This is a genomic window from Leptospira fainei serovar Hurstbridge str. BUT 6, from assembly GCF_000306235.2.
Taxonomy (GTDB): domain Bacteria; phylum Spirochaetota; class Leptospiria; order Leptospirales; family Leptospiraceae; genus Leptospira_B; species Leptospira_B fainei.
In genome coordinates this window covers 117,694-144,296 of the sequence record NZ_AKWZ02000001.1, presented here as the reverse complement: position 1 = coordinate 144,296, position 26,603 = coordinate 117,694, and the positions used below count along the sequence as shown (strand labels likewise).

Sequence of the window (26,603 nt, the reverse complement as noted above, 5' to 3'; positions counted from 1 at the left end):
CTTGTTTCTCTTAGCAGCTAAGGGGCTGAACGGTCTTCTTGACGTAAATCCGGGTCTAGTTGTTTGGACCCTGGTTACTTTCGGGATCGTCGTACTAGTCCTAAAGAAATTCGCCTGGGATGTCATTCTCAAAGCGCTCGATGAACGGGCAGAGACCATTCAAAACGATATTCGGAAAGCTGCGGACGTCCGCTCTGAGGCGGAGGCACTGCTTAAGGATTACGAAGCGAAGATCGCGGTAGCCCGTGATCAGGCGAACGGAATCGTTTCGGAAGCGAAATCGGATGCGACGAATCTTCGAAATAAAATGTTGGAAGAAGCGGCTAAAGACGTGAAGCACTTAAAGGATAGCGCAGTGAAAGATATTGAACTGGCAAAATCCAAGGCCTTGGCGGAACTCCAGGAACAGATCGTCGGTATGACCGTCCAAGTTGCAGGCTTAGTGTTGGAAAAACAACTGAAAGCGGACGACTATAAGTCTTTCATCGAAAACGAGCTAGGCAAGATCAAGAAACTGAGCGCTTAATTAATATGAGCTATTCCGCGATCCCTAAAACCTACGCTACCGCATTTGCGGAGGCAAGTACTTCCCTGGAAGAGGCCGAGCAAGAATTGGACTCGGTAATCCAAATCATAAAATCGGAACATCAGTTTCGGGACTTTTTCGACATTCCTTCCGTAACGAAGGAAGAGAAGGAGCGCGTCCTAACCAAAACGTTTAAAGGGAAGATTTCGGATATCACTTTAAATTTTCTGCAAGTGCTATTAAATAGAGGAAGATTCTCCTTTTTATCCGAGATTCACGACGCTTTCAAAGAAGAATTGGATCGTAAAGCGGGTCGGGTTCGCGCGAAAGTACGGAGCTATCCCGCTCTCGATGATTCGCAACTTGCGAAATTGCGTGATGTTCTGAAGGACAAATTCAAGTCAGATTTCATTCTGGAAGCTACGGAGGACCCAAGCCTAATCGGTGGTTTTGTGGTCCGTTTCCATGACCTGGCGATCGATTCTTCCATGAAGAACCAGCTAAGGAAGTTAAGACAAGCCTTGCTGGAAACTAAACTACCGGTCGGAGTTGTGTATGAAAATTAAAACGGACGAAATTGCGTCGGTTCTTAAACAAGAAATCCTAAATTATAAAAAAGACCTAAGTGTAGAAGAAGTCGGAACCGTTCTGGAAGTAGGGGACGGTATCGCGAGAGTCTTCGGACTTAAAAACGTTATGGCCGGAGAGCTCGTTGAATTCCAAAACGGCGTTCGCGGACAGGCGTTCAACTTGGAAGATAACTCGGTAGGTGTGATCATTTACGGGGAATACAAGAATATCCAAGAAGGACATACCGTAAAAAGAACGAGTAAAATTCTGGAAGTGCCGGTAGGACCGGAACTTTTGGGCCGAGTCGTAAACCCGTTAGGCGAACCGCTAGACGGAAAAGGCCCGATCAACGCGAAGCAGACTCGCCCGGTGGAAAGCCCGGCACCCGGTATCTCGATGAGACAACCTGTCGAAGAGCCGATGCAAACCGGTATCAAAAGTATCGATGCAATGATCCCGATCGGTCGTGGTCAACGAGAGTTGATCATCGGTGACCGTGGAACGGGTAAAACTTCCATCGCACTCGATACGATTATCAATCAAAAAGGATCCGGAGTGATTTGCGTGTATGTGGCAATCGGTCAGAAAGCCTCTACAGTGGCAACTACCGTCGAAAAACTCAAAGCTGTCGGCGCCATGGACTACACTATCGTAGTCTCCGCCACGGCTGCCGACCCGGCTCCTATGCAATACATTGCTCCTTATTCAGGTTGCTCGTTCGCAGAATACTTCATGTATAACGAGAAAAAAGCGACTCTGGTGGTATATGACGACCTTTCTAAACAAGCAGTCGCATATCGTCAGATGTCCTTGTTGCTTCGCCGTCCTCCGGGTCGTGAAGCTTACCCCGGAGACGTTTTCTATCTTCACTCTCGCTTATTAGAGCGTGCTGCGAAATTAGATGAAAAATACGGTGCCGGGTCTTTGACCGCGCTTCCGATCATTGAAACGCAAGAGGGTGAGGTTTCTGCTTATATTCCTACGAACGTGATTTCCATCACTGACGGACAGATTTATCTCCAATCCAACTTGTTTGCTTCCGGAGTAAGGCCTGCCGTTGACGTGGGTATTTCAGTATCCCGGGTAGGTTCAGCCGCGCAAATTAAGGCGATGAAACAAGTTGCCGGAAAGATGAAGTTGGAATTGGCTCAGTTTCGGGAACTCGAAGCGTTTGCGCAATTAGGAACGGAGTTGGATCCGATCACTCAATCTCAGTTGGATCGCGGTTACCGAATCGTAGAAGTCCTGAAGCAGCCAGTATCGAATCCTTATCCTGTAGAAGAGCAGGTCGTGGAAATTTTTGCGGTAACTCGCGGGCATATGGATAAAATTCCGGTATCGAAAGCTCGTGAGTTCGGAGTACATCTTTTAAATACTATTCGGGAACAATATCCGGAAGTTTTCAAAGCGATCCGTACCGAGAAGAAGATTGCCGACGAAGGCAAGCTCGGCGAAGTCGTTTCCAAAATCGCTGGCGAGTTCGTCAGGAACCTAAAGTAAGCGGGAGAATATCTTGGCTACACAAAGGGAAATAAAAAAGCGGATCGTATCCGTTAAAAATACCCGAAAGATCACTCGGACAATGGAGATGGTGGCAACCGCTAAATCCAAGAAATTGAGCGATCGGGTAAACGCTTCCCATCCTTTTTCCAATAAGATTAAGGAGATGGTTGGATCTCTTGCTTCTCTTTCAGAAGTAGTCAAGAGTCCTTATTTGCGGAGACCTCAAACGATCCGAAGCATAGCGCTTCTCGTGATTACCGCGAACCGAGGACTTTGCGGCGGTTACAACTCGAACGCAAACCGTTTGGCAAAAAGCAGAATTCTCGAACTAAGAGAAAAGGGCATCGACGTAAGGCTGTTCGTAGTCGGGAAGAAAGGAACTTCCTTTTTCAAATTCGCGGGTGAGAAGATCGAGAAATCGTATACTCATATCAATGATAAATCGGGATACAAGGAAGCGGAAGAATTTGCCGACTTTTTCCTGGATTTATTCGCGAGGGAAGAGGTGGACGCGGTTGAAATCGTATCTACGGTTTATCACTCTTCAGCTTCCCAGCGTGCGGAAGTAACCAAGATTCTTCCTTTTGAACCGAAGGGAGAAAGTTCTGTCGGAGACAGCGTGGTTTATGAACCGAGTCCCGAAAGCATCTTGGAATCTTTACTTCCTTTGGTGGTTAAGACGGCATTTTTAAAGGCGATTCTGGAAGCGAACTGTTCTGAGCAGATCGCACAGCGCATAGCTATGAAGTCCGCAACCGACGCGGCCTCCGACATGATCAAGGTTTTGACCCGCGGATATAACCGTGTTCGTCAAGCCAAGATCACTCAAGAGATCTCGGAGATCGTTGCAGGAGCGGATTCGCTAAACTAGTTTTTATTGGAATTGGAGTTATTTGGATGAGCAAAGGTAAGATCAAACAAATCATCGGGTCGGTTTTGGATATCGAGTTTGAATCCGGGCACCTGCCTGAAATTTTTAATGCACTTGAAATTCAGTCCGCGGCTGGAGGAAAAAAGGAAAAAATCGTAGCGGAAGTCCAGCAGCACATCGGTGGTGCAACTGTTCGCGCGATCGCTCTTTCTTCCACTGACGGATTAATTCGCGGTCAGGAAGTGATCGATACGGGGACTTCAATTTCTGTTCCCGTAGGTGAAGTAACTCTCGGACGGATTTTCAACGTGTTAGGAGAGGCGATCGACGAAGGTCCGGTAGTTCAAGTAAAAGAACGCAAGCCGATTCACCGTGCCGCTCCAGGATACGAAGATCTTTCTTCTCGTACTGAAGTCTTCGAAACCGGAATCAAAGTCATCGATCTTCTTGCTCCTTATATCAAAGGGGGAAAAACCGGACTCTTCGGAGGCGCCGGAGTCGGTAAGACGGTTCTCATCCAGGAATTGATCAATAACATCGCCAAACAACACGGCGGTTTTTCCGTATTCGCAGGAGTCGGTGAAAGAACCCGTGAAGGAAACGACCTCTGGCGTGAGATGAAGGAATCCGGGGTTATCGACAAGACCGTCCTTTGTTACGGCCAGATGAACGAGCCCCCAGGCGCTCGTCTCCGAGTGGCTTTATCCGCCCTTACGATGGCGGAGCATTTCCGCGATTCGATCGGGACAGACGTACTTTTATTCGTGGATAATATTTTCCGTTTCTCTCAAGCAGGATCGGAAGTATCCGCTCTTTTAGGAAGGATGCCTTCTGCAGTGGGTTATCAACCGACTCTATCTACCGAAATGGGCGCTCTTCAAGAGAGGATTACCTCTACTCGCAAAGGTTCTATTACTTCAGTTCAGGCAATTTACGTTCCTGCGGACGACTTGACCGACCCGGCTCCTGCGACTGCATTCGCGCACTTGGATGCGACTACGGTTCTTTCTCGTGCAATCTCCGACAAAGGAATTTATCCTGCGGTTGACCCATTGGATTCGACCTCTCGGGTCATGAATGCCGAAGTTTTAGGCCAGGAACATTATAGTGTTGCTCGAGAAGTTCAAAGGATTCTGCAGCGCTATAAGGACCTTCAAGATATTATTGCAATCTTGGGTATGGACGAACTTTCCGAGGATGACAAGGTTCTCGTGGCTCGTGCGAGAAAGATTGAAAAATTCCTGTCTCAACCGTTCCATGTGGCAGAGGTCTTCACCGGATTTCCGGGTAAATATGTCAAATTGGCAGACACTGTCCGTTCTTTCAAAGAAGTGATTTCCGGAAATTACGATCATCTTCCCGAGCAAGCCTTCTATATGGTGGGAACCATCGAAGACGCGATCGAGAAGTCTAAAAACCTGAGGGCATAATGGCTAGTCCTAAACTTAAGGTTTCCGTTATTTCTCCGGAAAAGCTTCTCTATACCGGAGAAGCGGATAGTCTGATCGTTCCAGGAAGCGAGGGATTTTTTGGAGTTCTTCCAGGACATACCTCCCTTGTCTCCCTGCTAGGTATCGGTGTTTTGGAAATCAGACAAGGAAACAAAACTAAGATCGCGGTTATCGAAGGCGGTTTTTTCGAAATCCGTAATAATAATGTTACGATCTTGACGGACCATGGCAGCTTGAAAGAAGAAATCGATTTAGAAGCCGCCAAGAAATCTCTGGAAGATGCGGAAGCTCTTCCTCTCTCTCTGGAGAAAAATCTCCTCCTCCAAAAGGCAAAAACCCGAATTTTAGCGGCTTCCCGCTAACTTTTAGGGTCCTCATATTCCGAAAATCAGTATAAGAACTCTTCTTTCCGAGGATATCGGAAAGAAGAATCTGAACTCACACGGACTCTCAATCTTGGGTATCCCTGTGAGATAATTTTCGGATTGTATTTCCCTGGAAATTTAGGGATCTTCCGGTATAAGTGATATATTGTAGGAAGCATGGCGGACGATTTTAGGATAAGCAAAGGAAAGGATCTTCCGGAAGGAAGCGAGGACGAATTTGATCCGAATGAAATGAGTTTGGACGATATAGATTCTCTTCTCTCTTCAGGGGACGATCCTTCGGCCTTTGACTTCGATTCCATTCCGGTGGCTGAAATGTCGGATTCCGGCAATTTCGAGGAGTTATCAGCTTCTTCAGGAGAAGAGTTTCCGGACGCGTTCGGCGATTTAGAACCGGCGCAAGATTTCACGGATAACGATCTAAGCATTAATTTAAATGAATTGGACGAAGAAGTCCATCTTGACGAAGATTTCGACTTTGAACTGACAGATCCTCTTATCGATGCGGAAATAGATCGCCTTTTAGATATAGAAGAAGAGGAAGATTCTGACACTCCTAACGAAACGGCGGCGCCGTCCTGGAAAGATAACTCGGCCGCGACTTCCACAGCTACCGACGTCGAATCGGAACCGAATACGGAAAACGCATTTTCCGATTTGGGATCCTTAGACTTGGGCGATTTTTCTCAACCTGGCGAAGTCCCTTCCTCCGCTTTCCATTCCGACGACGAACCGTTTGAAACGGAAGAGCACGAAACCGGCTTTGGCGATCTGGAATTAGAAGAAGAAACTCCGATTTCTCTTTCGGATGATGAATTACAAGATATTAATATAAGCGCCAACCTCGCCGATTTCGATATGGGAGAAGAAGAGGTTGAGGACGCAGTCGGATCGGCTGCCGCACATCCTGTCGAGGAGGAGTTTCTTTCCGACGACGAAGGTCCGATCTCCCTTTCAGATAGCGAATTGGGAGACTTATTAGGCGAGGCGCCGACTACGATCGAGCCTCGCAAGTCGGTTGACGATGCTTTCGGCGATATCGGCGGAGAAGATTTCCCTGCTTCCGGCTCGACCCCTTCCACATTAGAAGAATCGAATGAAGAAGAGGGGGATATCGCGCTCTCTATCGACGAACTCGATCACTTGCTTACGGACGAAGATACTACTTCCGAAATCGATTTCGGCCCGGATATAATCGCACTCGAAGAGCCGGAGGAGTCTACGACGGGGTGGGCGGATTTTGAGCCTTCTTCCGAAGAATCGACTCCCGCTATCGCTGAGGATTTTTCCTTTGATGCACCAAAACAAGATTTATTATCCGAAGAAGATTCGGACGAACCGATCGCTCTCTCGGACGACGAATTAGGCGATTTACTATCCTCAGGATCGGAAGAACCTTCCGATACGCTTTCATTAAACGATTTGGAAATCCCGGAGGAAGCGATTCCTGGGACGGAAATGGACTTTGCCTTAGACGAACCAGGTGAGGAGTCCACGGAGGAACCTGTCGCCTCCGACTTCGATTTCGGAGCCGACCTGGAGGCGCCGATCATTTCGGAAGGAGAGGAATCGATATCCTTGCCTGTGAGCGAATTCAGCGATTTTACGATTCCAGAGGATGAAAACGATCCGTTCGCACCGAGAGCGTTGGACGAGGAAGAGGACATAGATGCAATTCCTCCCGGATCCGATTTTTTGACCGAGGAAACGGAATCCGAGGAACCGATCGCTCTTTCGGACGACGAATTAGGGGATTTACTTTCTTCGGGAGAAGAAGAAGACGCTTCAGTTCCATCCGCTGAACCGGACTTCCTTTCCGAAGAAGAGGCCGAAGAGCCGATCGCTCTTTCGGACGACGAACTGGGAGATTTACTTTCTTCGGGAGAAGAAGAAACTGCGGAAGTTTCGACGGATGCCGATTTTGGAGATTTATCATTTTCTGATATTGGTGACGGTGAAGAAACGGATCTTCTTTCCGACGGCGCGGCCGACGAGCCGATTGCTCTTTCGGATAACGAGTTGGGTGACCTACTCTCTTCCGGGGATGAGACCATACCAGTCGCTACGAATGAACCGGATTTCTTTGCCGATGCCGATGAACCGATTGCCCTTTCCGAAGACGAATTAGGAAATTTGTTATCCGAAGAAGGTAAAGGGGAAGCTAGCTCCGAGTTCCTGTCGGAGGAGGAAGACGAACCGATTGCGCTTCCAGTTAACGAGTTGGATGAGCTTGGAGTTTCTTCAGAGCCTAAAACCGATTACGACATAGATTGGGACGGACCGGTAGCAGACTTGAACGAGTTGGCGGAAGTCGAACCCGTGGCTCCATCCGATTGGGATCTCGGAGAAGAAGCCGATGAACCGATTACTCTCTCCGACGACGAGCTGGGCAATTTACTTGCCGACGAAGAACCGAGCGGAATGGAATCGGGGGAATTGGACGCATTACTTTCCGAGCCGCCTCCTGCTTCCGACCTTGATGCGTTAGGCGCAACTGGCGACGAAGCTCTCATTGCGGATTTAAATTTCTCAGAAGAAGCAAGCCATTTGGATACCGTTCCGACGGTCGAAGCATTGCCGCCTGATCCGGAGCTACTTATCGTACTGGATGAATTTGCGGACGAGGGCGAATTATCGCCGATCGAAGAAATTCGCCAGACTGCGGTTCCCACGAACGAAGGAGCTCCCGCAAGCGCGGAAGGCGGCGAAGTTCAACCATCTCAAGAAGAGATGAAGAGAATTTTATTGTATCTGGACGAATTGCTGGGCAATTTACCGGACGATATGATTCGGGAATTCTCTCGTTCCGACTATTTTGAACTTTACAAGAAATTAATGAAACAAATCGGCGTCTGACGATTATGGGTCTTCTAGACAAAGTCAGTCGTATGATTCGTTCCGAGGCGGCTGCCCCTGCCGAGGATTCCGGTTCGCCTTCGAAGTCTACCGCTGTTTCCGAAAAGCCCTCCTTATTAAGAAAGTCAATGGCGGCCCGAGCCAAAGGCCTTCTCGAAAGAGCAAAGGAATTTACTAGTAAAAAAGAACCGCAAGAATTCAACTCTGCATACGGAGATCCGGCGGAATTCAAGCCGACCCCTATGTCCGCATCCAGCGAAGACGAATTTTCCTACGATTCGCCTGACGCAGCGTCGGAATTTGCGCCGAATGCAGAATTCGAGTCTATGGAGGAGGACCGAGAGACGGACTCCGAGCCCGCAGAATTCGATTTTCCCGATTCTACGTTCGAGGATTTGACGATCGATTCTGGAAAAGAGGATCCGCTTTTAGACGACGAAATGCCGTCTGCACCAAGCCATGCGCCCGATACTTCTTTTGACGATCTGCCTTCTTTCGAACCGGATGAAAAGGAAGCGATCGCGAAGTCGGAATTTGAATCTTCTCATTCGGAAGCAGAGTCGCTAACCGAGGCGGACAAAATCGAGGATCCATTCTCGGATTGGATTAAGGATGCGGAGACCCAGGCGACTAAGGAAGCCGGTCGTCCTCATCGCCGAGAGCAGGAAGAAAGAGAGAAAGCCGAGTTCTTGTTTGATGACGATTCCGATTATTCCACGATGCCCATCGATCTGCAGATCGCTTCTCGGAAGAAACTTGAAAACTATCTATCGGTCTTTGAAATTTCGAAGGAAATTGCCGCATCCAAGGACTTTACCAGCTTTTTTGAAAACCTATCGTATTCTATTTTAGGTCAGATTGGAGCCGAAGCAGTAGTGATTTTCTCATCTACCAACGGCGATTTTGATGCGCTAAGAGTCGTGGATGCGCAAGGATTGGACGCTGATCCCTCCTGGGTTTTGGAATCGGGTGACGAAATTTACCAAGCGGTTCGGCGAGCTCCTTCCGTGATTTATGCTAAGGAGATGATTAAGCTAGTCGTTCCTAAGAAGGAAAAAGAAATTCTTGAAAAAACCTCGGCAGAACTCCTAGTGCCGATTCGGAATCACGAGGAATTTTATGGAATCATTCTTCTTACTAAAACGGTTGCCGGTGAAGATTATACGATCGAAGATCTTGAATTTCTCAAAATCGTCGGCGAGATATCTGGATCAGTTTTCAGACGTATTATGGATTTGGAAACTGTCCATCAGGAAAACGATCATCTAAAGGAAGTTTTAAAAAGTAACGAAAGGATTTTATCGACCGCTCGCGATTTGGCGCAAGTTCGCGATATGGACGAAGCTTACGATCGATTGATCGAAATTCTGAAGAAAGAGCTCGGCTTGAGGAGATGGACTTTACTTCTTTTAGATCGAACAAACAGAAAAGAATATAAGGTTTTTGGAACGAACCTATTGACTCCGGACACGATCGGAAGATTTAGATTAGGATTGGATTCCAATCTAGTCGGGATCGTCGCGAATGTCCCCGGCGTTTTCAGGATCGCAAATTTTAGAAAAAATCCGGAATTGCTCGCTCAATTGACGAACGACGAGCTGGGGCTGATGCAAGAGTTCGATATCCTTCCGTTTTTAAATTTGAATTGGCTTGTCGGAATGCTTGTGATTCATGAAACCGAATTTCCTTGGACGGATACCGATCGAGAATCCGCCGTCGGTATTTCCGAAATAACCGCGCCGATTCTTTCCAATCTATTAATGTTGGAAGAACGCGACGCCGTTTTCAGAGATCCGTTCAGTCCCGTAGAATCAAAGATTAACGAAGCGATTGCTCGCGCTTCTAAAATAGGAACTCCGTTTAGCCTTACGATTTTTAAAGTTCAGAACGCGACCCGTGTCGTTAGAATGAAAGGAGCCGGCTATTTTGCCTACTACTGCGAAGAACTAAGAAACGCCATCCAAGAAAATTTGGGAGAGAGCGACTACTGTTATAGAGTGGGACAAGGGAAATATGTCGTAGTGTTGGACGGTAAGGACAGAGAGGAAACTCAAATCGTAGTGCGGAAAATTCGCAATCGAATTGTCGAGCTGGATCGTCAAAGTAAAGACTTCCAGACCTCGACCGCAAATCAGACCTTATGCTTCCCTGCAGATACGAAAGAAAAAGAACGATTACTTGAACTGATCGAAGAATCATAATTTTCTTATGCTATTTCATTCGCTGGGATTTTTGCTCTTCTTCGGAGTAGTTTATTTCCTGTACAATCGCTTCAATACTCGAGGTCAGAATCTTTTATTATTAGTCTCGGGTTTGGCGTTTTACGTTTCTTGGGGTTGGGAGCCGACCTTGATTTTGATATTCTCGGTACTGGGAAACTTTCTCGGAGGACTTTGGCTCTCTAAAGCAACCGATTCTCGCAAAAGTTTGGTTGCAGGAGTCTTAATCGGATCGAATCTCGCTCTTCTCGGTGTCTTTAAGTATAGTTCTTTCGGCGCTCAAGTATGGAATGATCTTGTTTTTATGTTCGGCGGAGAGGGAATTCGCGTACCCAAGCTTCTATTTCCATTAGGCATTTCCTTTTACACGTTTCATAATATAAGTTATATCGTCGAAATTCGAATCAATCGAATTCGAGCTTCGGCCGACTTGGTGCAATTTTGCGTTTATGATTTATTTTTTCCTTTGCTTCTCATCGGTCCGATCGAAAGGCCAAATTCCCTGCTTCCTCAAATCGCAAATCCTCGCGCGATAGTAAGCGAGGAGGTCTGGGCCGGCATTTGGCTGTTTTCCTGGGGGATTTTTAAGAAAGTCTTTGTCGGAGATAATCTGCTCTTCTTCGTGGAAAAAGTTTTGCAACCGGGAGTTGTTTGGCCCGACGGGATCGTATGGTGGTTGGCTTTCGTGATGAGTTTACAATTGTACGCAGATTTTTCCGGCTATACGGATGCCGCAAGGGGACTGGCGAAGATGCTAGGTTTTAAACTTACGAACAATTTCAATTTTCCTTATTTAGCGTCCAATCCGGCCGAATTTTGGAAGCGCTGGCATATTTCCTTATCGAGTTGGCTTAGAGATTATATATATATTCCCTTGGGAGGAAATCGTTTAGGCGTCGCTCGTCAGATCCTTAACATCATGCTTGTCTGGCTCTTAGGCGGTTTATGGCACGGAGCGGCATATGGGTTTTTAGTTTGGGGCCTGTTTTGCGGACTCCAGATTTCTTTCTATACGATAGGTGCGAGGGCGTTTAGTCGACTGGAATGGACTTCGAATATCTGGGTTCAAAAATCGAGTAAATTTATCGGAACAATTCTGACATGGACTTTGTTTTCGTTCGGTTTAATTCTTTTTAATATTACACGCCCGAGTGATTGGATTCCGTATTTCCATAACGCATATTCCGGATACTATTGGTCTACGGAATTGGCGGCTAAGGTTCTCTTTTTCGGAGCTCCTTTGGTATTTGTAGATATTTTGCAAATCAGGGCGGGAGGTTCGGATGAATTTTTCTCCCGATGGAGTCAATCGGGATCATTCTTAAAATATTCGGTCATTGCCTTTTTCTTTGCCCTACTGTTCATGAGTGCGGGAGTTTTTGAAAAAAAAGTCTTCTTCTATTTCCAGTTTTAATATGAGAAAATTAGAGAAAAATAAAATTATTATATGGATGGGAGCATTTCTCCTTTCGCTGATTTTGGCGTCCAATTTTCTCTTTGAACTTCTATTGCCGTTTCAGGAAAAGAACGCTTTTTTATACGAATTATTGCGGAAACAGTTTGAAAAACAGCTAAGTTACGATAATGCCAAAAGCAGGGAACCTAGTTGGCTTTTTCTCGGAGATAGTCAATTGATGAGCGGTATGGATCCGCAGGTCTTGCAGAGATCGACGGGTAAAAGGATTGTTTTTTTACCTCGACCTTCGGAACAACCCGAAGGTATCCTGATTCGGATAAAAGAACTCCTTTCGGCAGGATTGAAGCCGGAAAAAATATTCCTGAATGCGAACTATTTCAATACTGCCGATGTAGATATCGTTCCCGCGCACCGTTCGCTAGTGCTGAATTACGATTCTTTTCGCTGGAGTATATATTGGAATTCTCAGGAAAGAAATTTCTATTTTCGGAATGTAGGAGACGCTTTATTTTTTGCTCTGGCCAGAATATTTCCGTTAATGAAATTGAATTCGGCAATTTCCTCGGAAATTCGCACGATTCCTAAGACGGAACAATTTTTGGAAACCGATCCGAGACTGGCGGAAATCTTATCCATAAATCCGGTGGAAAGATGGAAATCGAATCGAAAAAAGAATGAGCAGTTGCGCGCAGAACTGGAACGAAGCGGAGGATTTCTGGAATGGAATAATTCGAAGACCTATACCGGCAACTGCGTTCCAAACACTTCACCTCAAGCCTTGCCGGGTTCGGGCTGGGAATCGAATTATAAAAGAATGCGATCGTCCTCCCTAGTAGCTTGGAAGTTAATTTTCAAAATATTACAAAAGGAGAATATTTCTTTCGAAGTATTATTAATTCCATCCCGCCCGGATTTTGTTGCCGCCGTCGGCGGAGATAATGCATTGTCCGAATTCGAAGGCATATTAAAGGCCGGCGGGATTCCGGTTATAAAGCCGGATGAGCCTTTCGAAATTTCCGTCTTCGGGGATTATACGCACCTAAATGCTTGCGGAGTGCAAAAATTAACTCGCTGGTTTTTGAAACGGGAAAACGGATCAGTTTTATAATGAAAAAAGAATTTTCCCGTCTAAGAACGGTTTTGAAACGCTTATTTACCTGAAAGTCGGATCGGACAGATTGAAATCCTGAGTTATAAGATGCTAGTTAACCTCAGTCCGTTTTTTGTAGAGTCCACCAAGTCATAGAACTTCTTGAACAAATACCTGCTATCATTCGGTCCCGGTGCGCTTTCCGGGTGATACTGTACAGAGAGTAACGGATAACCGGATTTTAAAATTCCTTCCACCGTTTGATCGTTCAGATTCACGAAAGATATGGGTTCTTTTTCCGAAGATTCTGCAACCACCGCGAAGCCATGATTCTGAGATGTGATTTCCACTTTGCCGGTCGCTATATTCTTAACCGGTTGATTTCCGCCTCTATGACCGAATTTCATTTTTTCGGTTTTTTTACCCATGGTTAAGCCGATGATTTGATGACCGAGACAAATACCGAAGAGTGGATATCCTTTTTCTAAAATAGCTCTCGTGGATTCGATGGCATAGGTGCATGCTGCGGGATCTCCTGGGCCATTGGAGAGAAAGAATGCATCGACGCCGTCTTTCATAATTTCGTCAGCTGGAGTTTCTGCCGGATAAACGGTCACTGCAAATCCGACCGCATCTAACAGTCGTAGAATATTGGTTTTCACTCCGTAGTCATAAACGGCGAGTTTATATTTCTTTCCTTCTAAGCTACCGAATTCGTATTTATGATTGGTACTGACTACTTTTGCGAGATCCGCATTCGCGATTCCGGGAAATCGCTTCACTTGCTCCAAAAAGGAGTTCGAATATTCTTCGGCTACGAAGATGCCGCCATTCGGTGCACCGTTTGTCCGGATAAAGCGAGTTAATTTCCGGGTATCTATGCCTTGAATTCCGGGAATTTTATATTCTTTTAAGAATTGTGAGAGGGTTTTTTCAGACTTGAAGTTGGAAGGCCGATCCACATACTCTTTTACGATCATCCCGCTTGCTTGAATCTTAGAAGATTCCATATTTTCGGGACTGATGCCGTAATTCCCGATCATTGGGTAAGTGAGTGTGACAATTTGATCGGCGTAAGAAGGATCCGTTAAAATTTCTTGGTATCCTGCCAATGACGTGTTGAAGACGATTTCCCCGACAGATTGGGTCTCGTAGCCGAAGGACTCGCCTTCGTATACGTCCCCGTTTTCCAAAACCAAGAACGCTTTCATATACGGACAGGGTTGCTCGCCTGAGATAGGGGTCAATCGAGAAATAGAGAATAGGAAGCACGCGTCGATTCCGATTAATCTTCAAACCTTTGGATGAGTAGCGCGGACCTTATAAGTTCTAAATGGTTGAGGAAAAAACCCACTTTTGGCGTTATGGAAGAAGGGCTGGGTAAAGAACAGTGGAAGTTAGCAATAAGATCGTAAAATTCGTTCTGCCTGACGGCAGCCAAAAAGACGCCGCATTCGGTTCCACCTACAAGGAATTTATAGAATCGAATCTCCCTTTTTTAAAGAATAAGGCTTTGGCAGTTCGTTTAAACGGCGCCCAAATTCTGGATTTAAGCCGCACGATCGATACGGATGCAAAGCTGGAAGTACTCACGTTTCAAGATAAAGAAGGCTGGGAAACCTTTCAGCATTCTGCGGCTCACTTACTCGGAATGGCGGTCCAAAACTTATACAAGGACGCAAAGCTAACTGTTGGCCCCGTTATCGAAAACGGACCGGGTTTCTTTTACTACGATATAGATTTCGGAGATTCGGTAATTACTCCGGAAGACTTTCCCAAGATAGAAGTCGAGATGAAAAAAATCGTTGAAAGCGATTATGAGGTATTTCGTAAAGTCTGGGATAAAAAAGAGGCAGTGTCCACTTTTTCGAAGATGGGGGAAAATTATAAAATCGAGATCATCGCTCAAATCCCGGAAGAACAAGTTTCCATCTACGGAATGGGAGAATGGTTTGATCTTTGCCGCGGTCCGCATGTTCCGCGTTCCGGTTTTTTGAAAGCGTTCAAGTTAACCGCACTTTCCGGGGCGTATTGGAAAGCGAATAAAGAAAATCGAATGCTGACTCGCATTTACGGAGTTGCGTTTCCTTCTAAAAAGGAATTGGATGAATATCTTTTTCGATTAGAAGAGGCAAAGAAGAGGGACCACCGTAAGCTCGGTAAGGAATTGGATCTCTTCTCTTTTCAACCCGAGGCTCCCGGATTTCCGTTTTGGCATCCTAAGGGAACGATCCTCTGGAATTCGCTGGCGGATTATATTCGGAAAGAATGCGCTAAACGCGGATACCAGGAAATAAGGACCCCCGCCGTTTTATCCTCGGAATTATGGCGTAAAAGCGGTCACTGGGATAACTTTTACGAGAATATGTATTTCGTATCGATTGATGAAGAGGAATTCGCCATCAAGCCGATGAACTGTCCGGGTTGCAGCCTGATATATAGACATCATTTGCATTCGTATCGCGAGCTTCCGCTTCGATTCGCCGAATTAGGAAGCGTGCATCGTCACGAATTGCATGGAGTCCTGCACGGACTCTTTCGAGTGCGCGCGTTTACCCAAGACGACGCGCATATTTATACTCCGTTAGATTTCCTGGAATCAGAAGTCGTGGATATCATCGACTTTACGTTTCAAGTATATAGAAAATTCGGGTTTACTGAATTTAAGACTTACATCGCGACTCGGCCGGAGAAATCTCAGGGCAAAGACGAGGATTGGGAATTTTCAACGAACGCGCTCAAACAAGCTTTGGATAAAAAGGGAATTCCTTTCGAGATTAAAGAAGGGGAGGGCGCTTTTTACGGACCGAAGATCGAGTTCAATATTAAGGATTCGATCGGAAGAATGTGGCAATGTGGAACCATCCAAATCGATTTTTCCATGCCTGATCGTTTCGAGTTGGATTATACCGATTCGGACGGATCAAAAAAACGACCGGTAATGATTCATAGGGCCATTTACGGATCTTTGGAGCGCTTTATCGGAATTTTAACGGAGCATTACGAAGGGAAATTTCCATTATGGGTCTCTCCGAACCAAATTCGAATCCTGACAGTAACCGATGCGGTTCAACCGTATGGGCAAGAAGTCTTAAAGAATTTAATAGATCTTGGTTTTAGAGTTGAGGCGGATTTTCGAAACGAAAAAATCGGAGCGAAAATCCGAGATTCGATACTAAAAAAAGCCAATTACTTACTCGTATTGGGCGAAAAGGAAAGAGAGTCGGGCAGTGTCGCCGTTCGGAAAAGAGGATCGGAGGAAACAATAAGCCTTTCATTTGCAGAATTTGTAAAGCAATTGGAATCCGAGATTCAATCCGGCAATTAATCGTTCGTTGCTTGTTGGAGCTCCCACAAAAAGCTAACTGCAAAAATGCTTGGCGAATCCGAACATTTATGATATAGAGCCGAGCACCTCGCCCACGTGCCCTCCACCACCACCCGAGAGCCTGTTGAAAAAGGGATGCAATTTTAGGGAACTTGCTAGATTTACGGAATGGCAAAGTTCAAGAATACGGATCCGAATCAGCTTAGAATGTACGTTTTAGAGTTCAAGGAATTGTTCGGGGAAGAACATCCGATTCACGGTTTTAAGAAAGTCATTGATCGGTTAGATTTCGAAGATTTCGAAAAGAATTACCAGAATGATGAGACTGGCAGACCTGCAATTTCACCGAAGAAAGTTATTTCGGCTCTTTTTTATTCCATTTTAATCGGCAATATCTCGATGCGGGAACTCTGTAGGTTATCCAAACTCAGAGCTGAATTGATCTATCTTCTGGATGGAGAAGAGCTGGATCATAGTTTTATCTCAAAGTTCAGAAAGACTCACAGAACTGAAATCGAAGATCTATTTTCTCAAACGGTATTTCTCGGTTACGAAAGCGGTTATATAGATTTTGAAACCGTTTCCATAGATGGCACTAAGATAAAGGCGAATGCGAATCCCGATGATATAGGGGACCTGGAAAAATTCGAGCTTAGACTTGAACAAATCGAAAAGGTAAGTAAGGTCAAATTTCAAGAATGGGAAAAGTCTGCCGATATGGATCGTTCTCAAATTCGAGACAAAAGAAAGAATTAGAACTAAAGGCAGAAAAGCTTCAGGATGCGGTAAAATTCCTAAAAAAGCACAAAGACCGTCGTAGAGTCCATCTCTATGAGAGAGATTGCGATCTACAGAAAAAAGGAAACGTATTCCTGGTAGGTTACAATGCTCAAGCGGCGGTCGATTGCAAATCCAACATGATCATTTCTCACAGTGTGGAAACGGAACAATCCGATACTAAGTTTGCGGAGAAAATGATTCGAAAAGTCGAATCTTGCTACGAATTCTTAAGATCGGAAAAACAAGATTTAAATAGAATTCAATATGTCTTAGATGCCGGTTATGCAAGCGAAAGTAATTTCCAGAGATTAAAAGACTTCGATCTTTATTGTCCCGATCAAAAAGTAACAAGGTTATTCCAAGCAGGGAAGATCCCAAAAGTTACCGATTTCTCCAAACGAAGGCCTCCGTTCATCAAATTTATCTATGAAAAGAAAGCTAACAACTTCGTCTGTCCATCGGGCAGAACACTTAAATTCCGATCCGAAAAGTATCTTCATGGACAATACAGTTATTCGGATTACAGATCGACGGGTTGCAACGGCTGTAAGTTGAAACATTTCTGCACAAAAGGTCGATCTAAATCCATTTTGGTGAATTCTAATAACTTGAGAAGAAACTACATTCATTTAAGTCCAAGTAAAAACTACCATCCGAGCGAGCTGAATAATTTCTACACGATGGAAATGCGCAAAAAGTTACAAAACCCGAAATCGAGAAAAATTTATGCCAAACGGTTTTCTTCGATTGAAGGCGTCTTTGGTGCAATGAAAGGATCTCGTGCAGGAAATAGATTCATGACAAAAGGATTGGAAAAAGTTTCTCTTGAATGGTCCGAAAGATGCTCCGCTCACAACATAGGAAAAATTTGCGGATTTCGGTATATTTAAACGATCTGCTACGGCAGTCCCTTCTTCTTTTTGCCATTCGCTTTAAAGAGGAAGAAGAATTTTCAGACAAACCAGGCCTCTTTTTCAACAGGCCCCCGAACCAGGGCGGGGGCTCGCCGGAAAATCCACTAGTACGACCTAGTGTCGCGCCAGGGATGTGTAGGGCAACGTCCCGCATGGTCGACACTCTGAATTCTTTAGTGCATCGGGTTTCCATGCGGGATGAGGCGATTAGCCGAACCCGAAACAGCCCGGCCCTGCGAGCGCAGGGAGGCGCCCCCCGGATTCCTCACTAGATCATGTAAATTCTACTTGATGAGAGGCCTACTCTTCCTCTATGCTGGGAGAAAATCGCTTGAATGCAGGCCCAAGAGCCAAAAAATTGGAAAAATAGCCGGAGACTGAATGCAGAGGAAGCCCCAACCTAAACCCACGGATAAACTGTTTAGCCATAGAATTAATGAAAAAATTACTGGGGTTGCCCAAGTAAGATTGGTCACAGATGACGGTGTTATGATCGTCGGCTTTGAAGAAGCGCTCCGGAAGGCGAAGGAAGAAAACCTGGACTTGGTAGAAGTATCTGGAGACCAGGAAATTCACGTTTGCAAGCTGATTGACTACGGTAAGTATAAGTTCGAGCTACTTAAAAAAAGCAAAGAAGCGAAGAAGAAGCAACACGTAATTAATGTAAAAGAAGTGAAGATCCGTCCTCGGATCGATCAGCATGATTATGAGATTAAAAAGCGCCACGCAGTCGAGTTCCTTCAAAAAGGGGATAAGGTTAAAGTGAGCCTCCGCTTCCGGGGTCGAGAAATGATGCACTCGGAATTAGGGATGAACGTAGTCAATCGAATGGTTGAAGACTTAAAAGGTCATGGTACGCCTGAACGGGAACCGGTGTTAGACGGACGGCAAATCGTCGTTGTGATCACCCCCGCTGTCGCGAAATAGTGAGCAGGAACTTAGGAGTTATTGAGGTAGGAAAATGCCCAAGCTGAAGACAAACAGGGCCGCAGCAAAACGGTTCAAGTTTTCCAAAAATAATAAGATAAAACGGAAGAGCATGAATACCCGTCACATTCTTACCAAAAAAGGACCTAAGAGACGCCGCCGTCTCCGGGGAATGACTTTGGTCGTGGATGCCGATTGGAAATCAATCGTTAGACTAATGCCTTACGGAGTGCGCTAATGCCAAGAGCTACAAACGGAACCATTCATAAGAACCGTCGCAAAAAAATCCTGAAGCAAGCAAAAGGATTTAGAGGCGCACGTTCTAAACTTTATAGAACAGCTAAATCTGCCGTAATGAAAGCCGGTCAGTGGGCTTATCGCGACCGTCGCGCTAAAAAACGTGATTTCCGCAAGTTGTGGATTATCCGTATTAATGCTGCTGCGCGGGAAGCTGGCCTTTCCTATTCTCAATTCATGTACGGTTTGAAAAAAGCTAGCATCGATTTAGATAGAAAAGCCTTAGCCGAACTTGCATTTAACGATAAAGAGACTTTCAACGCTCTGGTCGAAAAAATCAAAGTAGCCGGTTAATTCAAATCATCGAATTTTCTTTCTCCTACTCAAAGAGGAGTTTGGAAACACCGAAAAACCTTATTTTTTGGTAGGAAATCAAAAAAGAGCCCGGATTCTTTCTGGGCTCTCTTTGTTTTTCTAAAAAAAGGTTTTTCTCTTTTGCCGAAAATAGAAAAATAGGATGGATTTCGCCGAATTGGCGGTCCAAAAAGATTCAGGTCGTTTTTACGAATGATCTTTATGCGTCCTATTAAAAATCACGTACCGGAAGGATGAGGTTCTCAGTATGCTAACAATGGAGACCATCGAAGAACTCGAAAGTAAGGTCATTAAAGCTCTCGAACTGATTAGCGATCTCCGGGCCGAAAACGGCCGGCTAGAATCGGAAAATGAAACTCTCCGCGCGGAAAATGACCAGATGAAACTGGCCATGGAGGAAAAAGAGAAAGAACTCGCTTCAGTTCGCGAGCAACTCCAAAAGACTACGAAAGAACTCGAGGAAATGAAAGAGAGGGAGCGAGCTCTCGAAGGGAAGATCAATCAGCTTCTCGGACGCTTGGATGGTTTGCCGACATCGCCTGCCAGTGCATCAAGTTCCAACGTCTCCCCATCTTCATCGCCTGCAGCTAGCGCACCTCCTCCATCAGCTAGTTCTGCACCGGCGGCCGCTGCTTTTGCCGGAGGTTCCGTAACTCCGTCCGCTAGTTCGATGCCGATTCCTTCTATGGTTGCCGATTCCACCGAAGAGGATTTTAACGAAGACGATGAAATTATCCTTCTGGACGACGAAGACGATGATATCGCGGTAATTTCAGAATCTTCGGAAGATAGCTCGGGCGGAGATGATGAAATCATCATTACCGACGAGCCGATCGACGATTTTAGTCCGGTATCCGCAGACGATGATGATATTATCATTGAAGATGATGACGACGCAATCAGCGTATTCGACGCGGATGAAGACGATGATTTTTTGGTTATCGAAGACGAACCGAAAGATCACAAAGATCATAAAGACACTAAGCCATAGCAATGAGCGAAAAGATTACGACACGCATCTTAGGAGACGATTATACGATCGTCGGGGATGCGGATCCGGAATATATCAAACAATTAGCCGAGGTCGTTGATCGTAAAATCCGGGAATTAAGCTTGGGAATGCCGTCTTCCTCGAAGCTGAAGTTGGCAGTCTTGGCGGCTTTGAATTTTGCGGACGAATTAGAACAATTGAGAAATGCCCAACCTTCTTCTTCAGGGCCGTCCTCTCCCGAAGCGGAAGAGAAAACGCGAAAATTGATTACCCTTTTGGAAGAAGGTCTCATAGGGGACCTTTAATTTGCTGTCAAAGCCGGAAGCGAGAAAGATCAGTAAAGACTCTATTCTGCGTCTCCCTGATCGAACGAAAAAAGAAAATCAGATCCGAGAACGGTTGCGAGAAATTATTATTTCCTTTTTGGGAAATAGAACTTCTCTCAGGATAATCGCGTTTGTCGCGGACGAATACGAAATCGATCCGTTTCCGTTCGAAGAATCTCCATTGATAAGCGAACAAAACGTATATTTCTTTTTCCCTAAAGTCCAAAATCAGGATTTGGCATTCATAAAACCCGAACGATTCGAAACCGGAGCTTTTAGCATGCCTGAGCCTATCGGGAAAGAAAAAATTTCGCCGAAAGAGGCCGATTTGATCCTAGTGCCTGCCCTGGCTTGGTCTTTTGAGGGAGCTCGGTTGGGTAGGGGTAAGGGATTTTATGATCGTGCACTTTCCGGGGTTCCCAAAGAAAATCTGATCGGTCTAACGTTCGAGTCTCTATTTCCCTGCGATTTTTTAGCGGAACGGCACGACATTCGCGTCGGAACGATTCTGACTGAGAAAAAAAACCATTGCTTTCCAAAGAAAAGCGATGAAAATTCAGTCCGATAAACTGAAAATCTGAGAATTCCGCGCTTCCCGAATCCGATTGTATTACGGGAGCCGTCAAATAACCCCCGAAAGGAGCTTTTCCTTTTTTCGGGAATTTTACCTACGTGGAGGACCGGTGAGAGCTATTGAAAAATTGAATCCCGCAGAAGACGATCAAACCGGTAAAGAAGTAGAAGGGTTGAAGGAATTCTTGACCTTCGAAGTGGATAAAGAGCTTTTCGGAATCGATATCCTGCACATTCATGAAATCTTAAAACCGGTTCCTATCACCCGTATTCCAAACGTGGAGGGTTTCATTCTCGGAGTGATTAACCTGCGCGGTGAAATCATTCCGATCATGGATTTAAAGGAACTTTTCGGTCTTGGATTTTGCGATGTCCTTTCTTCCACGAGAATTATCGTAGTCGTTAACGGTGAAAAGCGAGGCGGTTTACTAGTCGATTCCGTAAAGCAAGTAGTCAAGATTCATAGGGATAAAATTAGCGAAGCCGGCGCGGAATTGAGCGTGAGCTATAGTGAATTGATCGAATCCGTAAGCCAATATGAAGATACCCTGGTTCTTAACTTGAATCTCTCCAAGCTAATCGACTTCACTGCGGAGGAAAACTAAGTGGCAGGAGTATTAGGCGAATATACCGAACTCTTTCTGGAAGAATCGGAAGACCAGATTGAAGAACTAAATGCCAATTTATTGAAGTTGGAGAAAGACCAGTCTGACCCTGCCACGATCAACGATATATTTCGGGCTGCACATTCTCTTAAAAGCTCTGCCGCTTTCGTAGGGTTATATAATCTATCGGATTTAGCTCATAAAATGGAGAACCTTCTCCAAAGTATTCGAGACGGAAAACTCGCCGTAAAACTTTCTCTCGTAAATCTATTATTTCAATGCTTTGATCTTATTAAGAACGTAATCGTGAATGTTTCTCAAGGCAAGAAGGTCGACACACCCTATACGGATATGATCCGTCGCTTGGAAGCGTACGAGCACGACCCGGAGGCGGCCAAGGAATCTAACGCTAAGTCTGATTCGCCCGCGGCAACCACTTTGACGGAACAAAATCAACAATCGCATTCCTCGTATCTGCAGCTTGACGGGGACGATCAGAAAGAACTGGAAGAAATGCTCAGGGCTAACGGAGGAAATTTCTGGATTCTCAAAGTGGGCTTAAAATCGGATGCTCCGATGAAGGGACTCCGCTATTCTCTTATTCTTCAAAATTTAAAACCCATAGGAACCATCTATCGAACCAATCCTAATTTAGAGGATTTGGAAAAAGGAACGGAGGCCGCCGTTCTAACGATTCTTATCCTGAGTCATAAACCGCAGGATGAATTGACCAAAGCCGCTAATGTGGATATGGTCGAAACCCTTACGATAGAGGAATTTCATCCTAATTCTCAGCTCGGTTATGGCGCCGAATCGAATGCTATCACTTCTTTCCAATTAGATGAGGAGGAAAAAACCGGCGATGCGAAAATCACGTTAAAGAGCATTAAAGTTTCATCGGATAAACTCGATCAACTTATGAATAACGTGGGAGAATTGGTTATCACCAATTCCGGATTCCAGAAAATCTACGATGACTTGTTAAGAACTTTCGGAGAGGATCAACTCTTCAACGAACTCAAAGGTCGAATCGATTTAATCAATCGAATTTCAAAAGAACTGCAATCCGGAATTATGAATATCCGGATGGTTCCGATCTCGACGGTCTTTCGTCGCTTTTCTCGCCTTGTACGCGATTTGTCGCTCGAGACCGGAAAAAAAGTGGATTTGATTCTCAACGGAGAATCCACGGAACTGGACAAGAAGGTGATCGATGCGTTAGGAGAGCCGCTTCTACATCTCATCCGCAATTCGGTCGATCATGGGATCGAGTCTCCGGAAGAAAGAAAACGTATCGGAAAACCGGAACTAGGAATCGTAGAATTAAACGCCTATCAAGGCGGCAGTAATATTATGGTGGAAATTCGGGACGACGGGAAAGGTCTCGACGTAGAACGAATTCGCCAGAAGGCCGTAGAAAAAGGTTTGGTCTCGGATACGGATGCCGCAGCTCTTTCCGAAAACGACGTTTATCAATTTATCTTCGCCCCGGGGTTTTCTACGGCGGAAAAGATTACGGACATCTCCGGTCGCGGAGTCGGAATGAACGTGGTAAATAATTTAATTCAGGAATTTAAGGGTAAGATTTTAATCCAATCTCAGAAAGGTCAGGGAACTTCTTTCGTACTTTCCTTCCCGCAAGCTTTAGCGATTATCCCCTCCATTTTGGTCATGATGGAAGAAGAGGTTTACGCATTTCCATTATCCGAAGTGAACGAAACTATCAAGGTTAGTAACGAGCAAATCACCACGTTGGAAGGAAACGAAATTATCAATCTTCGCGGGGAAGTGTTACCGATCTACCGATTGAATCGGATTCTCGGATTGCAGGATAAAACGGATCGGGAAGAATCCCCGGTCGTCATAGTCCAATTCAAAGGAAGAAAACTCGGCTTCATGGTGGATGAACTTGTCGGAAAGCATGAGACCGTCATTAAATCCTTGGAGAAGAATTTCAAAAATATCAAAGGACTCACCGGCGCTTCCATCATGGGAGACGGTACTATTATTATGGTCCTCGATATTCCCGGTCTCGTCGAAATTGCGTCTTATTTGGATGAAACCGGAAGGTATATTAGTTATCATTTAGAGACGATGAAGCGAATCAGTACGATTCGGACGATCGAAACTGAAGAAGAGATGTACATTCAAAAAACATCCAATCCTACGAACGTATACAATCATAAGCTGCACGAGATCACGACCCGCGAGAGGGCAAAACGAAAGAAAACCGAGCGTAAAAAGGAAGATGATTCCAAAAAGATCATCGCAGGGAAAGACGATCTGCATCGGGAAGGCGCAGGAAAAACAGAAGGCGCATTCTCGGTCGAACTCAATATCGGCGATGACCGTCTTTTACCCAACGGAGGAAAAGCGGCGGAACCTTCCGCCCCGTCCGTTTCGAACACAGCCGTAATGGATAAAACCACTCCACCCGCTCCTAAGTCCGTGATGGAGGACAAATACAGATCTCATATCTCGGAACTCATTTCGGATTCGGTGAACACTGATGAGGAAAAGAAGAGAGCCGAACATATTATCGAAGGATTTCTGGAACAAAAAAAACAGAGGATGATGTCCGTTTCGCATTCAAAGGATTTTACCGGAAATTTAACGAGAGAACAGATTAAAAAAATCGAAGCAGTCGTTAACACCGGGATGATGAACGCCGGAATGGTCCTATCTCAAATTTTAAATCGAAATGTGGATCTCTTTATTCCCGAAATTATAATGAACGATAAAGAGGGTTTGGCTTCCGAAATTAGATTTTCCGACGATAAATTTTACGGGATGAAAGTTCGGATGAATGGAGATCTGAACGGGAATCTTTTGATGATGTTCTCCAGAGAGAACGCGAAGAATCTTGCTAAAGAACTTTTAGACTCAGTTTCTCCGGGCGACAATCTCGACGATGATACTAAGAGCGTTTTATCAGAAATATCGAATATAGTCTGCGCATCCGTTCTAAATTCCATTTCTAATAAGGCGAAAGTAAGCGTCATGCCGGCCGTCCCGGAGCTGGTAGAAGGTACTTTTTTAGAGGTTCTAGATGCGGTAAAACCCGAACGTACGAAATTTTTGAGTATGTTAACCGAGTTTAACCATGAAGGAAATAACTTGCTCGGGGTTCTTCTATTCCTTCCGGATTTCGATGAGCTGATGGAGCTCATTCCTAAGTTCTAAATCTGACGGCTTTCGAAGGCTCATAAAGAATGAATTCTAATACGCCCATACGAGTCGTGATTGTCGACGATTCCCTTCTTGTACGGAATATTATTTCCGATCAGATACAAAAGGATGAAAAAATCCAAGTCATTGCGACCGGAAAGACAGGCTTGGATTGCATCGAATTAGCGGAGAAATTGAAGCCGGATCTCGTTATATTGGACGTTGAAATGCCCGTATTGGACGGTTTATCGGCGCTCCAAGAATTACAGAAACGAAAGCTCGGAATACCGGTGATGATGCTTTCCGTATTAACTCAGCATGGTGCCGAAGCTACTTTTAAGGCCTTGGAATACGGAGCGATTGATTTCATTCCGAAACCTTCAAGTTCGAGTCAATTCAACCCCGAGGAGTTGGGAGCCGTCCTACGTAGTAGAATTCTTTCCTATTTTGAAAGCGTCCGTACGATTCTGCCTACCATCGATACGCATCGACTCTACGATGCGGTTAAGGCCAAGTTTTCTAAGGGCGAAACGAAGGCGATTGAGGCGGTTTGTATCGGTACTTCCACCGGCGGGCCAAAAGCTTTGCAGACAGTTTTTTCCACTTTTCCGGAAGGATTTCGTTTACCGATTTTCGTCGTACAGCATATGCCAGTCGGTTTTACAAAAGCATTCGCTTCACGTTTAAATGATAACTCCAAGATCCGGATAAAAGAAGCGGAGGACGGTGAAGCGGTCGAGGCGGGTGTCGGTTATGTTGCACCTGGCGACGCGCATCTTCGCATTGAAACTAGAGCTGGTCGGAAATGGATTGCATTAGGCAAGGAAGCCCTTGTAAATGGACACAGGCCCTCCGTCGAAGTTCTTTTTGACAGCGCAATCCGGGAATACGGTAGCGCCTTGATCGGTGTGATAATGACCGGTATGGGAAAGGATGGAGCCGCTGCCACTCTTCGCATGAGAGAAACGGGAGCGGCTACGATCGCCCAAGACGAGGCAAGTTCGGTGATTTTCGGAATGAACCGCCAAGCTATTGAAATGGGTGGGGTTCAATTCGTAGAACCGGTCAGCGCAATTACAACTAGGATACTTTCTATTCTTAAAGAAAGGGGAAATTAAAAATATGGCCAGAATTCTCGTAGTGGACGACGCAAAGTTTATGAGGACCATGGTGAAAGATGCCTTGGTAGCGGGAGGCCACGAAATCGTAGGTGAAGCCGAAAATGGTAATATTGCCGTCGATCAGTACAAGGCGATAAAGCCGGATCTCGTAACCATGGATATCACCATGAGGGAAAAGGACGGTATCGAAGCCGCCCAAGAAATTTTTAAAATAGATCCGAAGGCACGAATCATTATGGTTACCGCATTAGGTCAGGAAGAACTTCTTGCCAAAGCGATTAAAATGGGTGTCAAAGATTTCGTCGTTAAGCCTTTCTCTCCGGAGAGGTTGCAGCAAGCTGCAGACAAAGCTTTAAATTCATAAAGGTT

Annotated in this window: 24 protein-coding genes; 23 read left to right on the top strand and 1 reads right to left on the bottom strand. The window is 45.4% G+C overall.

The features are described from left to right. Window position 1 precedes the first annotated feature (1 nt). The 10 genes from LEP1GSC058_RS00620 to LEP1GSC058_RS00575 all read left to right on the top strand — a co-directional run bounded on the left by LEP1GSC058_RS00620 (window position 2) and on the right by LEP1GSC058_RS00575 (window position 12,907). A complete protein-coding gene (locus LEP1GSC058_RS00620) occupies window positions 2-526 on the top strand; it encodes a F0F1 ATP synthase subunit B (RefSeq protein ID WP_016547618.1) in 525 nt (174 codons plus the stop codon). A 5-nt stretch (window positions 527-531) separates the two neighbouring features. Then, window positions 532-1,092, top strand: a complete 561-nt coding sequence (gene atpH / locus LEP1GSC058_RS00615) for an ATP synthase F1 subunit delta (RefSeq protein WP_016547509.1) — start codon at window positions 532-534, stop codon at window positions 1,090-1,092. Further along, window positions 1,082-2,596: a F0F1 ATP synthase subunit alpha gene (gene atpA / locus LEP1GSC058_RS00610; RefSeq protein WP_016547585.1), complete on the top strand. Its 1,515-nt coding sequence runs from the start codon at window positions 1,082-1,084 to the stop codon at window positions 2,594-2,596. Before atpH ends, atpA begins: the two co-directional genes overlap by 11 nt. A 13-nt stretch (window positions 2,597-2,609) precedes the next feature. Next, window positions 2,610-3,470 carry an ATP synthase F1 subunit gamma gene (gene atpG, locus LEP1GSC058_RS00605; RefSeq protein ID WP_016547603.1) on the top strand — a complete coding sequence of 287 codons (861 nt, stop codon included), beginning with the start codon at window positions 2,610-2,612 and terminating at the stop codon, window positions 3,468-3,470. A 26-nt stretch (window positions 3,471-3,496) separates the two neighbouring features. Beyond that, the gene (atpD, locus tag LEP1GSC058_RS00600) at window positions 3,497-4,900 is read left to right on the top strand and encodes a F0F1 ATP synthase subunit beta (protein ID WP_016547504.1); all 1,404 of its coding nucleotides are present in this window, start codon (window positions 3,497-3,499) and stop codon (window positions 4,898-4,900) included. Continuing rightward, window positions 4,900-5,283 carry an ATP synthase F1 subunit epsilon gene (gene atpC / locus LEP1GSC058_RS00595; protein WP_016547757.1) on the top strand — a complete coding sequence of 128 codons (384 nt, stop codon included), beginning with the start codon at window positions 4,900-4,902 and terminating at the stop codon, window positions 5,281-5,283. Before atpD ends, atpC begins: the two co-directional genes overlap by 1 nt. Window positions 5,284-5,463: 180 nt before the next feature. Next, a complete protein-coding gene (locus LEP1GSC058_RS00590; RefSeq protein ID WP_016547563.1) occupies window positions 5,464-8,163 on the top strand; it encodes a midas domain-containing protein in 2,700 nt (899 codons plus the stop codon). 5 nt (window positions 8,164-8,168) lie between these two features. Continuing rightward, window positions 8,169-10,364 (top strand): diguanylate phosphodiesterase, encoded by a 2,196-nt coding sequence (locus LEP1GSC058_RS00585; RefSeq protein WP_039947795.1) that lies wholly within the window; start codon window positions 8,169-8,171, stop codon window positions 10,362-10,364. Window positions 10,365-10,371: 7 nt separating this feature from the next. Then, window positions 10,372-11,796, top strand: a complete 1,425-nt coding sequence (locus LEP1GSC058_RS00580; RefSeq protein WP_016547512.1) for an MBOAT family O-acyltransferase — start codon at window positions 10,372-10,374, stop codon at window positions 11,794-11,796. Window position 11,797: 1 nt separating this feature from the next. Continuing rightward, window positions 11,798-12,907: a hypothetical protein gene (locus LEP1GSC058_RS00575; protein WP_016547667.1), complete on the top strand. Its 1,110-nt coding sequence runs from the start codon at window positions 11,798-11,800 to the stop codon at window positions 12,905-12,907. A gap of 83 nt (window positions 12,908-12,990) precedes the next feature. On the opposite strand, the gene carA is transcribed toward LEP1GSC058_RS00575, so the two are convergent. Continuing rightward, window positions 12,991-14,100 carry a glutamine-hydrolyzing carbamoyl-phosphate synthase small subunit gene (gene carA, locus LEP1GSC058_RS00570; protein WP_016547629.1) on the bottom strand — a complete coding sequence of 370 codons (1,110 nt, stop codon included), beginning with the start codon at window positions 14,098-14,100 and terminating at the stop codon, window positions 12,991-12,993. A gap of 179 nt (window positions 14,101-14,279) precedes the next feature. Here carA and thrS point away from each other — a divergent pair, with 179 nt between their 5' ends. The 13 genes from thrS to LEP1GSC058_RS00510 all read left to right on the top strand — a co-directional run bounded on the left by thrS (window position 14,280) and on the right by LEP1GSC058_RS00510 (window position 26,598). Further along, window positions 14,280-16,217: a threonine--tRNA ligase gene (gene thrS, locus LEP1GSC058_RS00565; protein WP_016547685.1), complete on the top strand. Its 1,938-nt coding sequence runs from the start codon at window positions 14,280-14,282 to the stop codon at window positions 16,215-16,217. 168 nt (window positions 16,218-16,385) lie between these two features. After that, window positions 16,386-16,973 (top strand): transposase, encoded by a 588-nt coding sequence (locus LEP1GSC058_RS20425; protein ID WP_016547727.1) that lies wholly within the window; start codon window positions 16,386-16,388, stop codon window positions 16,971-16,973. Window positions 16,974-17,134: 161 nt separating this feature from the next. Continuing rightward, the gene (locus LEP1GSC058_RS20420; RefSeq protein WP_016547490.1) at window positions 17,135-17,887 is read left to right on the top strand and encodes a transposase; all 753 of its coding nucleotides are present in this window, start codon (window positions 17,135-17,137) and stop codon (window positions 17,885-17,887) included. Window positions 17,888-18,292: 405 nt separating this feature from the next. Beyond that, on the top strand, window positions 18,293-18,838 hold the full coding sequence (infC, locus tag LEP1GSC058_RS00555; RefSeq protein WP_010412119.1) for a translation initiation factor IF-3: 546 nt from the start codon (window positions 18,293-18,295) through the stop codon (window positions 18,836-18,838). Between the two features lie 34 nt (window positions 18,839-18,872). After that, on the top strand, window positions 18,873-19,076 hold the full coding sequence (gene rpmI / locus LEP1GSC058_RS00550; RefSeq protein ID WP_010412116.1) for a 50S ribosomal protein L35: 204 nt from the start codon (window positions 18,873-18,875) through the stop codon (window positions 19,074-19,076). Beyond that, a complete protein-coding gene (gene rplT, locus LEP1GSC058_RS00545) occupies window positions 19,076-19,429 on the top strand; it encodes a 50S ribosomal protein L20 (RefSeq protein ID WP_016547697.1) in 354 nt (117 codons plus the stop codon). The genes rpmI and rplT overlap by 1 nt, the downstream gene beginning before the upstream one ends. A 268-nt stretch (window positions 19,430-19,697) precedes the next feature. Further along, entirely contained in the window at window positions 19,698-20,441 is a 744-nt protein-coding gene (locus tag LEP1GSC058_RS00540) for a hypothetical protein (protein ID WP_016547564.1), read from the top strand. Between the two features lie 2 nt (window positions 20,442-20,443). After that, complete coding sequence (locus LEP1GSC058_RS00535) at window positions 20,444-20,746, top strand: cell division protein ZapA (RefSeq protein WP_016547658.1); 303 nt, start codon at window positions 20,444-20,446, stop codon at window positions 20,744-20,746. A gap of 1 nt (window position 20,747) precedes the next feature. Next, on the top strand, window positions 20,748-21,335 hold the full coding sequence (locus LEP1GSC058_RS00530; RefSeq protein WP_016547543.1) for a 5-formyltetrahydrofolate cyclo-ligase: 588 nt from the start codon (window positions 20,748-20,750) through the stop codon (window positions 21,333-21,335). A gap of 115 nt (window positions 21,336-21,450) precedes the next feature. Continuing rightward, complete coding sequence (locus tag LEP1GSC058_RS00525; protein WP_039947843.1) at window positions 21,451-21,945, top strand: chemotaxis protein CheW; 495 nt, start codon at window positions 21,451-21,453, stop codon at window positions 21,943-21,945. Next, a complete protein-coding gene (locus LEP1GSC058_RS00520; RefSeq protein ID WP_016547662.1) occupies window positions 21,946-25,128 on the top strand; it encodes a chemotaxis protein CheW in 3,183 nt (1,060 codons plus the stop codon). Window positions 25,129-25,157: 29 nt separating this feature from the next. Continuing rightward, window positions 25,158-26,231 (top strand): protein-glutamate methylesterase/protein-glutamine glutaminase, encoded by a 1,074-nt coding sequence (locus LEP1GSC058_RS00515; protein WP_016547505.1) that lies wholly within the window; start codon window positions 25,158-25,160, stop codon window positions 26,229-26,231. A gap of 4 nt (window positions 26,232-26,235) precedes the next feature. Continuing rightward, window positions 26,236-26,598, top strand: a complete 363-nt coding sequence (locus tag LEP1GSC058_RS00510) for a response regulator (protein WP_010412092.1) — start codon at window positions 26,236-26,238, stop codon at window positions 26,596-26,598. Window positions 26,599-26,603 lie beyond the last annotated feature (5 nt).

Bases quoted from the DNA above. Each gene is read 5' to 3' on its own strand.
- atpH (WP_016547509.1), top strand. From the start codon at position 532: ATGAGCTATTCCGCGATCCCTAAAACCTACGCTACCGCATTTGCGGAG.
- atpA (WP_016547585.1), top strand. From the start codon at position 1,082: ATGAAAATTAAAACGGACGAAATTGCGTCGGTTCTTAAACAAGAAATC.
- atpD (WP_016547504.1), top strand. From the start codon at position 3,497: ATGAGCAAAGGTAAGATCAAACAAATCATCGGGTCGGTTTTGGATATC.
- atpC (WP_016547757.1), top strand. From the start codon at position 4,900: ATGGCTAGTCCTAAACTTAAGGTTTCCGTTATTTCTCCGGAAAAGCTT.
- LEP1GSC058_RS00590 (WP_016547563.1), top strand. From the start codon at position 5,464: ATGGCGGACGATTTTAGGATAAGCAAAGGAAAGGATCTTCCGGAAGGA.
- LEP1GSC058_RS00585 (WP_039947795.1), top strand. From the start codon at position 8,169: ATGGGTCTTCTAGACAAAGTCAGTCGTATGATTCGTTCCGAGGCGGCT.
- LEP1GSC058_RS00580 (WP_016547512.1), top strand. From the start codon at position 10,372: ATGCTATTTCATTCGCTGGGATTTTTGCTCTTCTTCGGAGTAGTTTAT.
- LEP1GSC058_RS00575 (WP_016547667.1), top strand. From the start codon at position 11,798: ATGAGAAAATTAGAGAAAAATAAAATTATTATATGGATGGGAGCATTT.
- carA (WP_016547629.1), bottom strand. From the start codon at position 14,100: ATGAAAGCGTTCTTGGTTTTGGAAAACGGGGACGTATACGAAGGCGAG.
- LEP1GSC058_RS20425 (WP_016547727.1), top strand. From the start codon at position 16,386: ATGGCAAAGTTCAAGAATACGGATCCGAATCAGCTTAGAATGTACGTT.
- LEP1GSC058_RS20420 (WP_016547490.1), top strand. From the start codon at position 17,135: ATGATCATTTCTCACAGTGTGGAAACGGAACAATCCGATACTAAGTTT.
- infC (WP_010412119.1), top strand. From the start codon at position 18,293: ATGCAGAGGAAGCCCCAACCTAAACCCACGGATAAACTGTTTAGCCAT.
- rpmI (WP_010412116.1), top strand. From the start codon at position 18,873: ATGCCCAAGCTGAAGACAAACAGGGCCGCAGCAAAACGGTTCAAGTTT.
- rplT (WP_016547697.1), top strand. From the start codon at position 19,076: ATGCCAAGAGCTACAAACGGAACCATTCATAAGAACCGTCGCAAAAAA.
- LEP1GSC058_RS00540 (WP_016547564.1), top strand. From the start codon at position 19,698: ATGCTAACAATGGAGACCATCGAAGAACTCGAAAGTAAGGTCATTAAA.
- LEP1GSC058_RS00535 (WP_016547658.1), top strand. From the start codon at position 20,444: ATGAGCGAAAAGATTACGACACGCATCTTAGGAGACGATTATACGATC.
- LEP1GSC058_RS00515 (WP_016547505.1), top strand. From the start codon at position 25,158: ATGAATTCTAATACGCCCATACGAGTCGTGATTGTCGACGATTCCCTT.
- LEP1GSC058_RS00510 (WP_010412092.1), top strand. From the start codon at position 26,236: ATGGCCAGAATTCTCGTAGTGGACGACGCAAAGTTTATGAGGACCATG.